The sequence below is a fragment of the Streptomyces sp. genome (assembly GCF_031178505.1).
GTDB lineage: Bacteria > Actinomycetota > Actinomycetes > Streptomycetales > Streptomycetaceae > Streptomyces > Streptomyces gulbargensis.
Genome location: NZ_JAPSIW010000259.1, coordinates 1 through 8372, shown reverse-complemented (window position 1 = coordinate 8372; position 8372 = coordinate 1). Strand labels below are relative to the sequence as shown.

The 8372-nt window shown below is 74.7% G+C and carries 11 protein-coding genes; 6 read left to right on the top strand and 5 right to left on the bottom strand.

Annotated features, from left to right (window positions below):
* The first annotated feature begins 280 nt into the window (after positions 1 to 280).
* The 5 genes from RIF68_RS18330 to RIF68_RS18310 all read left to right on the top strand — a co-directional run bounded on the left by RIF68_RS18330 (position 281) and on the right by RIF68_RS18310 (position 5149).
* A complete protein-coding gene (locus RIF68_RS18330) occupies positions 281 to 1291 on the top strand; it encodes a DEDDh family exonuclease (RefSeq protein WP_309052349.1) in 1011 nt (336 codons plus the stop codon).
* A gap of 64 nt (positions 1292 to 1355) precedes the next feature.
* On the top strand, positions 1356 to 1589 hold the full coding sequence (locus tag RIF68_RS18325) for a hypothetical protein (protein ID WP_309052348.1): 234 nt from the start codon (positions 1356 to 1358) through the stop codon (positions 1587 to 1589).
* Between the two features lie 138 nt (positions 1590 to 1727).
* A complete protein-coding gene (locus RIF68_RS18320; protein WP_309052347.1) occupies positions 1728 to 2570 on the top strand; it encodes an SURF1 family protein in 843 nt (280 codons plus the stop codon).
* A 34-nt stretch (positions 2571 to 2604) separates the two neighbouring features.
* Positions 2605 to 4389 carry a glycoside hydrolase family 15 protein gene (locus RIF68_RS18315; protein ID WP_309052346.1) on the top strand — a complete coding sequence of 595 codons (1785 nt, stop codon included), beginning with the start codon at positions 2605 to 2607 and terminating at the stop codon, positions 4387 to 4389.
* Positions 4390 to 4393: 4 nt separating this feature from the next.
* Positions 4394 to 5149 (top strand): SDR family oxidoreductase, encoded by a 756-nt coding sequence (locus RIF68_RS18310; RefSeq protein ID WP_309052345.1) that lies wholly within the window; start codon positions 4394 to 4396, stop codon positions 5147 to 5149.
* A gap of 34 nt (positions 5150 to 5183) precedes the next feature.
* Here the strand turns inward: RIF68_RS18310 and amaP are convergent, their stop codons facing one another.
* The 5 genes from amaP to RIF68_RS18285 all read right to left on the bottom strand — a co-directional run bounded on the left by amaP (position 5184) and on the right by RIF68_RS18285 (position 7610).
* Positions 5184 to 5771: an alkaline shock response membrane anchor protein AmaP gene (gene amaP / locus RIF68_RS18305; RefSeq protein WP_309052344.1), complete on the bottom strand. Its 588-nt coding sequence runs from the start codon at positions 5769 to 5771 to the stop codon at positions 5184 to 5186.
* 3 nt (positions 5772 to 5774) lie between these two features.
* Entirely contained in the window at positions 5775 to 6470 is a 696-nt protein-coding gene (locus tag RIF68_RS18300) for a DUF6286 domain-containing protein (protein WP_309052343.1), read from the bottom strand.
* Positions 6467 to 6823 (bottom strand): Asp23/Gls24 family envelope stress response protein, encoded by a 357-nt coding sequence (locus tag RIF68_RS18295; protein WP_309052342.1) that lies wholly within the window; start codon positions 6821 to 6823, stop codon positions 6467 to 6469. The genes RIF68_RS18300 and RIF68_RS18295 overlap by 4 nt, the downstream gene beginning before the upstream one ends.
* 6 nt (positions 6824 to 6829) lie before the next feature.
* Complete coding sequence (locus RIF68_RS18290) at positions 6830 to 7021, bottom strand: hypothetical protein (RefSeq protein ID WP_309052341.1); 192 nt, start codon at positions 7019 to 7021, stop codon at positions 6830 to 6832.
* A gap of 112 nt (positions 7022 to 7133) precedes the next feature.
* On the bottom strand, positions 7134 to 7610 hold the full coding sequence (locus RIF68_RS18285; protein ID WP_309052340.1) for an Asp23/Gls24 family envelope stress response protein: 477 nt from the start codon (positions 7608 to 7610) through the stop codon (positions 7134 to 7136).
* A 94-nt stretch (positions 7611 to 7704) separates the two neighbouring features.
* Here RIF68_RS18285 and RIF68_RS18280 point away from each other — a divergent pair.
* Positions 7705 to 8372 (top strand): hypothetical protein (locus RIF68_RS18280; protein WP_309052339.1); only part of this gene is annotated, 668 nt, incomplete at its 3' end.

The following is an 8372-nucleotide window of genomic DNA, read 5'->3' as shown; positions in this document are numbered from 1 at the left end:
GGACCGGTCCCGCCGTGGAGACGACTCCGTCGTCGGCCCCGAGCACGCGGCCCGCAGCCAGTTGAGGCGGTGCCGAGGCCGCCGCGGGGTTCGTCGTGCGCGGTGGGTTCGGTCACCCCAGGAGCGTCGCGTCCGGGCGCCCGCCGGCCGTGGACCGACCCGCCCGGGGCGGGCGGGCGGCAAGGCGTCGCCGGGGCGGAGGAGTTGAAGGGGCTTCACCGGACATCAGGGACATCCAGGACACCGGGGGCGGGACTGTCGGTCGTGGGCCGTATTCTCAGTGACCATGCTCGACGACCGTACGACAGCACCGACGTGGCCGGCCGCCTACCCGCAGGGGTACGCGGTCGTCGACGTGGAGACCACCGGCCTCGCCCGTGACGACCGGATAGTGTCGGCTGCCGTCTACCGGCTCGACGCGCAGGGGAACGTCGAGGACCACTGGTACACGCTCGTCAACCCCGAACGCGATCCCGGACCGGTCTGGATCCACGGCCTCACCAGTGACGTCCTGGAAGGCGCGCCCCTCTTCCCGGAGATCGCCGCCGAGTTCTCGGCGCGCCTGGAGGGCCGCGTCCTGGTCGCGCACAACGCCATGTTCGACTGGCAGATGATCGCCCGCGAGTACGCCCGTGCCCGGGGCGCCGCGCCGGTGAAGCAGCGGCTGTGCACCATCGCGCTGTCCAAGGAGCTCGCGCTGCCGCTGCCCAACCACAAGCTGGAGTCGCTCGCGGCGCACTTCGGGGTGGTCCAGCGGCGGGCGCACAACGCGCTCGACGACGCCCGGGTGCTCGCGGAGGCCTTCCGGCCGAGCCTGCACGCGGCGGCCGAGCGGAACGTACGGCTGCCGCTCCTGGAGTGCCGCCCGCTGACCGAGTGGACCCCGGACGCGGCGCGGCCCGCGATCGGCCGGCAGGCCACGGGCCCCACGGGGTACGCGGCCTCGTACCCGGGCGGGTACCGGGCGGGCGGCTGGCGTCCCTCGCGCAAGCGCCCGCCGTGCCCGTACCCGAACCCCGGCCGGTACGAGACGGGCGCGCCGCTCAAGCAGGGGATGCGCGTCGCGTTCTCCGGGGACACCTCGGTCGACCGCGAGCTCCTGGAGGACCGGACGGTCGAAGCCGGACTGCACGTCGCCACGAGCGTCTCCCGGCTCACCAGCCTCCTCGTCACCAACGACCCGGAGGCCGCCACGTCCAAGACGCTGAAGGCGAAGTCCTTCGGCACGCCGGTCGTCGACGAGGCGGCCTACGTGCAGCTCCTGCGGGACGTGGCCCCGGCAGACGGGTGACGCGCCCGCCCCCGGCGGGCGTGCCGCGCGGCACGATTCCGCCCGGGGCCCCACCCTGTGGCGCATGGCACGTTGTGAGGTCTGCGGAAACGATTACGGCATGTCCTTCGAAGTCCATGCGCAGGGTGCTGTGCACGTCTTCGACTGCTTCGCGTGCGCCATCCACCGCATGGCGCCCATCTGTGAGCACTGCCGGGTCCAGATCATCGGACAGGGCGTCGAGGTCGACGGCACCTGGTACTGCGGCGCGCACTGCGCCCGGGCGGAGGGAAAGGCGGGCATCGTGGACAGGGTGTGAGCCGGACCGGCCCGGGGACCGGGAGACACCCGGGCCCGCCGAGGGAAGTGAAGAAACGATTTTGGGCGGGGCGAGGCGGGGCAAGCCACCCGAACCCCCCGTGCGTGCACCCCGTGGCCCGCGCTGTACGGTCATGGGGTGTACCGCTTCCTGTTGTCCCGGCAGTGGGTGATCCTGACCCTCGTCGCCCTCGTCCTCATCCCGGTGATGATCGAGCTGGGCTTCTGGCAGTTCCACCGGCACGAGCGCCGGGTCGCCCAGAACGCCCTGATCGAGGAGAACCTCCGGGCGGAGCCGGTACCGGTCGAGCGGCTCACCTCCCCCGGTCACACCGTCCCCCGCGCCGACTACTGGCGCCGGGTCACGGCCACGGGCACCTTCGACACCGCCCACGAGGTGGTCGTCCGCCGCCGCACCTCCGCCGACGACCGGGTGGGTTTCCACGTCCTGTCCCCCCTGGTGCTGCGCGACGGCCGGATCGTCCTCGTCAACCGCGGCTGGATCCCGGCCGCCGGTGACCAGCGCTCCTACCCGCCGGTGCCGCCGGCTCCCCGGGGCGAGGTCACCGTCACCGGCCGCCTCAAGGCCGACGAGACCACCGGCGCGAGCGGCATCAAGGACCTCAAGGGCCTGCCGGACCGTCAGGTCATGCTGATCAGCAGCGCGCAGCAGGCCGAACTGACGGGCCGCGAGGTGCTCGGCGGCTACGTGGAGCAGACGGGGCCCGCGCCGGCCGGCGGCACGCCCGAGCAGGTCCCGGAGCCCGACCACGACTCGATCGGCGCGCACATGGCGTACGCCGTGCAGTGGTGGCTGTTCGCGGCGGGTGTGCCGGTCGGCTGGTTCGTCCTGGTACGCCGGGAGAAGCGGGACCGGGAGGCCGCCGCCCGCACCGGCGACGACGGCGGGAGCGGTGACGGCGGCACGGCCGGACCGCCCGGCGCGGGCGGCACCGCGACGCAGGCCACGTCGTCCATTTGATTGACCCTCCCCACTTGCGGGAACAGCCCAAAGCGTGACGCAACGTATCGACGACTACGCCCTCATCGGGGATCTCCAGACCGCCGCGCTCGTCGGACGCGACGGGTCGATCGACTGGCTGTGTCTCCCCCGCTTCGACTCCGCCGCCTGTTTCGCCGCCCTCCTCGGCGACGAGGACAACGGCCACTGGCGGATCGCCCCGCAGGGCGCGACCCGCTGCACCACGCGCCGCTACGCGGAGGACTCGCTGGTCCTGGAGACGTACTGGGAGACCCGCACCGGCACCGTCAAGGTCGTCGACTTCATGCCGCACCGCGACCGGGCGCCCGACGTGGTGCGGATCGTGGAGGGGGTCAGCGGCTCCGTCGAGATGAGCTCCGTACTGCGGCTCCGCTTCGACTACGGCTCGATCGTGCCGTGGGTGCGCCGCTCCGAGGGGCACCGGGTCGCCGTCGCCGGGCCGGACGCGGTCTGGCTGCGCAGCGAACCGCCGGTGAAGACCTGGGGGCAGCAGCACGCCACCTGTTCCTCCTTCACCGTCGCCGCCGGCGAGAAGGTGGCCTTCGTCCTCACCTGGCACCCCTCGCACGAGGCCCGGCCCGCACTCGTGGACCCCTACGAGTCCCTCGCACACACCCTCGCGGACTGGCGGGAGTGGGTGTCCCGCTGCACCTACCAGGGCCCCTACCGGGATCCGGTCGTCCGCTCGCTGATCACCCTCAAGGCCCTGACCTACGCCCCCACCGGCGGGATCATGGCGGCCCCCACCACCTCGCTGCCCGAGGAGATCGGCGGCGTGCGGAACTGGGACTACCGCGCCTGCTGGCTGCGCGACTCCTCCCTCACCCTCGGGGTGCTGCTCGACGCCGGGTACGTAGAGGAGGCCGCCGCCTGGCGGGACTGGCTGCTGCGCTCGGTGGCCGGTGACCCGGCCGACCTCCAGATCATGTACGGGCCCGCCGGGGAACGCCGGCTCCCCGAGACCACCCTGCCCTGGCTGCGCGGCTACGCCGACTCGCTGCCGGTGCGGACCGGGAACGCGGCCGTCGAGCAGTTCCAGCTCGACGTGTACGGCGAGGTCATGGACTCCCTGTACCGGGCGAGGGAGGCGGGGATCCCGGCGCAGCGGCACGCCTGGAACCTCCAGCTGAGTCTGCTCGGCTTCCTGGAGTCGACCTGGCGCGAGCCCGACGAGGGGCTGTGGGAGGTGCGCGGGCCCCGCCGCCACTTCACCCACTCGAAGGTGATGGCCTGGGCCGCGGCCGACCGGGCGGTGCGCACCCTGGAGGAGGACCCGTCGCTTCCCGGGGACCCGGCGCGGTGGCGGGCGCTGCGCGACGAGATCCACGCCGATGTCTGCGCGAAGGCCTACGACCCGGACCGCAACACCTTCACCCAGTCGTACGGCTCCCGCGAGCTGGACGCCGCCACGCTCCTCATCCCGCAGGTGGGCTTCCTGCCGCCGGACGACCCCCGGGTGGTCGGGACGGTCGACGCGGTCCGGGCCGAGCTGATGCACGGCGGCTTCCTGCGCCGCTACACCCCCGACTCGGGCGCGGTGGACGGCCTGCCGGGGCAGGAGGGCACCTTCCTCGTCTGCTCGTTCTGGCTGGCGGACGCCCTGTGGCTGACCGGCCGGCGCGAGGAGGCCCGCGCCCTCTTCGAGCGGCTGGTGACGCTCCGCAACGACGTGGGGCTGCTGGCGGAGGAGTACGACCCGGTGGCCCGCCGCCAGCTCGGCAACTTCCCGCAGGCCTTCAGCCACATCGGCCTGGTGGGCACGGCCCTCGCGCTGGCCCGGGACGAGACGGCAGGATAGGGCCATGGATCTTGGACTGAAGGACCGCGTGTACGTGGTGACCGGCGCGACCCGCGGGCTCGGCCGGGCCTCGGCGGAGGCGCTGCTCGCGGAGGGCGCGCGGGTGCTGGTCACCGGACGCGAGGAGACGTCGGTCGCGGAGGCGGTCGCCGCGCTCGGCGAGGGCGCGGCGGGCCTCGCCGCGGACAACACGGACCCCGGGACGCCGGCCCGGCTGATCGCCGAGGCCCGCGCCCGGTTCGGCGGCCTCGACGGCGTCCTGATCAGCGTCGGAGGCCCGGCGCCGGGCTTCGCCGCCGACAACTCCGACGAGCAGTGGGCGGCGGCCTTCGACACGGTCTTCCTCGGTGCGGTGCGGCTGGCCCGCGCGGCGGCCGAGACGCTGACCGAGGGCGGCGTGATCGGCTTCGTGCTCTCGGGCTCGGTGCACGAGCCGATTCCGGGCCTGACCATCTCCAACGGCCTGCGCCCCGGGCTCGCCGGCTTCGCGAAGTCCCTCGCCAACGACCTGGGGCCGCGCGGCATCCGGGTGATCGGCCTGCTGCCGAGCCGGATCGACACCGACCGGGTGCGGTCCCTGGACGCCCTGACGGGCGACGCGGAGGCGGCGCGGGCCGCGAACGAGGCGGCGATCCCGCTGCGCCGCTACGGGACGCCCGAGGAGTTCGGGCGCACGGCGGCGTTCCTGCTGTCCCCGGCCGCCTCGTACCTGACCGGCCTGATGCTCCCGGTCGACGGCGGTGCCCGGCACGGCTTCTGAACCGCGCCGGGCCGGGCGGCCCGGAGGCCTGCCCTCAGCTGACCCTGCGGGCCCGGTGCCGGACCGCCCGCAGCCGGGCCTCCGCCGGCAGCGCGGGCAGACCGGCCGACCTGCGGGCCGGCTCCAGGGCCTGACTGCCGAGGCCGGCCAGGGCCTCGTCCGGGGAGGCGTGCGGCTCCAGGAGCAGCGCGATCCGGGTACGGGGAGCGGTGCGGCGGCCGGTGAGGGCGACCTTGGCGCGGGCGACCCCGTCCTGGGCGGCGGCGTCCGCCTCCAGGACGTTCTGCAGGGCCCGGCCCCGCAGCACGGCCGCCTCGCCGTCGCCGGTGTCCACGAGGACCTCGGCGAGCCGGGCCCGCCGGAACTGGGCCAGCAGCCACCAGAGGGCGAGCAGCACCAGCAGGCCCAGGACGGTGATCGCGGCCGGCCACCACCAGGAGTGGTCCCGCCAGGCGCGCCGGTCGGCGGTGGACAGGAGCACGTCGGAGGGGCCCGACCAGGGCCACCAGGACGGGACCGGAGCATCGAAACCGGCGGCGAGGACCGCGCCGCCGCCGAGGAGCAGCAGCAGCCCGACGAGGGCGATCAGGACGCGGTTGACGCGACGCAGGACGGCCGGCACGGCTCACCCCTTCCTGGGCGGCCGGGCCACCCGTACGGACAGCGTGGGACGGTGGGCGAGGCCGAGCGCGTCGATCCCCGTGTCCAGGGCCCGCTCCACGTCGGCGCGCACCTCGTCGAGGTCCCGGAAGTGCGAGACCGCACGGGCACTCACCTTGGTACGGCCGACGGCCACCCGGGCGGACTGGACGCCGGAGACCTGCATGGCCCGGTCCCGCAGGGTCAGCGCGGCGGCCTCCCGGTCGAGCCCGGCCCGCAGGTCGGAGTGGGCCGCGCGCATCGGCAGGACGGCGCGCAGCCCGGGGGTGAGCGCCAGGACCAGCAGCCACAGGCCGAGGAGGACGGCGAGGGCGGCGGCGGCGAGGACCCAGGCGTTGTCCAGGGGCCGGGTCGCGAGGTCGTCGGTGAGGTCGCGGCGCCAGGCCATGGCGGAGTGCTCGGTCCGTACCGCCGCCACGTCGTACAGCAGCAGTGCCGCGCAGCCGAGGATCACCGCCGCGAGCAGCGCGGCCGGGACGCGCCGTACCGACCAGAAGCGGCCGGCCGGCGGTGGGGGCGCGCCGTCGGTGAGGACGGGGACCGAGGAGGGCACGGGAGTGGAACCGGTGGTCCCGGTTCCGGTGCCGCTCGTGGTGGCGGCCCTCGGCTCGTGCTCCGCCTTGCCTCCGGGTCCGCGCTCCGGCGGGGTCGTTCCGCTCATGCGAGATCACCCCTCCGCCCGGTGGGCCGCGTGTGCGTGGAGTGGAGGCGCTCCACGTGGACGGAGACCTCGTGGACCTCCATGCCGACGAGTTCCTCGACCCGGCTGCGCACCCGGCTCCGGACGGCGCGGCAGCGGTGCCCGACGTCGGTGGGGTAGTCGAGGTCGAGGCTGACCGAGACCCGGGCGACGTCACGGTGGACGTCGACCGAGGCGTGCGGTGGCGAGCCTCCCTCCGGGATCCTGTCCAGCGCCTCCCGTGCCGCCTGCGCGGCGATCTTGGCGACGACCCGGTCCGCGATCGTGGTCGCGCCGCGATCGCGCACCGGGTGCGGTGCGAGGTCAGCCGTCACCCGCCGTCACCGCCGTCGTTCGCCGCGTTCGCGGCCCCGGAACAGCTCCCCCGGTTCGAGGTCGCCGTCGAGGAACCGGCCGGTCACGAACCCGATCGCGCCCAATGCGGCGACCAGCAGAAACGCCCCGAAACCGCCGAAGTATCCGGCGAAGCCGAGGCCCATGCCGGCCACCAGGCCGACCAGCGCCATGCTCATCTATGCGTCCCTTTCCTCGGTCGTCCGGCCGTGCGGACGGGCGTGACGCACGCCGTACACCGCGCGGGTGTACGGCGTGCGGCGCGGCCGCGGCCGTGCCGGACGGCGGCGGCTACTGGAGCCGCGGCTCCGGCTCTTCTTCCTCGTCCTCGGGCAGCTTCACGTCGCTGACCGCGATGTTGACCTCGACGACCTCGAGACCCGTCATCCGCTCGACGGCGGCGATGACGTTCTCGCGGACGGCGCCGGCGACGTCCTCGATGGAGACGCCGTACTCGATCACGATTTCCAGGTCGAGGGCGGTCTGCACCTCGCCGACCTCGGCCTTCACCCCCCGGGTGACGCTCGACTTGGTGCCGCCCCCGCCGGGGACCCGGTCGCGGACGGCGCCGAAGGTGCGGGAGAGACCGCTGCCCATGGCGTGGACGCCGACGACGTCCCGGGCGGCCAGCCCGGCGATCTTCTCCACGACGCCGTCGGCGATCGTGGTCCTGCCCCGGGAGGCCGGGTCGCCGCCGCCCCGTTTGGACCCGGAGGTACGGCGCGGTTCGTCCGCCGTGGGGTTGCCGGAGTGTGCGGTGTCCGTCATCGCATTACGCCCCTTCTGGGAGATTTCGGGGTTCTTTGCCCACATTAAGGGTGGTTGCCCGGTCTCGCCCCGGGGATACGGCAGGCTGGGTCATATGACGACGGCTGAGGGTTGGACGGCGGCGGTACGCAGCCGCCTCGCTCCGGGCAGGCTGCTGCCGCTCGGGGAGGCGGCGGACGGCGTGTGGATCGCGGAGCGCGCGGTACGGGAGGCACTGGGAGGAGCGGCCTCCTCGGTACGGGGAGTGGTGCCGGGCGGGTTCCGCGCCGGGCTCCACGGCGCGGAGGAGGACGGCCCGTTCCCGGTGCCGCCGGGCGGGTTGCCGCCGGGTCGGCTGCGGATCGCGGGCGAGATCGCGGCGGTCGCCGGGCGGCCCCTGCCGGAGCTGACGGAGGAGCTGCGCGAGGCCCTGTTCGCGGCGGCGGGCGGCCTGGGCCTGCGGGTGGCGGAGGTGGACCTGCGGGTGACCGACCTTCGGGACGAGGCCCCCGCGCCGGAGCCCGCCGCTCCCCCGCCGGCGGCGCCGGCCCCACCGGTGGACGATCCGGTGGCCCTGGCCGCGCTGCGGGTCACGGGCGTGGCGGGCGTGACGGACACGGTGGGCCCGGCGGTGCACCGCGACGAGGACGGCCGGGTACGGGTGGAGGTGGCGGCGAGGGCCGGTCACCGTCTCCCGGAAGTGGCCCAGGCCGTACGGGCCGCGGTGCACGCGAGCGTGCCGGAGGCCGCCCTGGTGACGGTGCTGATCTCGGACGTCCGCCC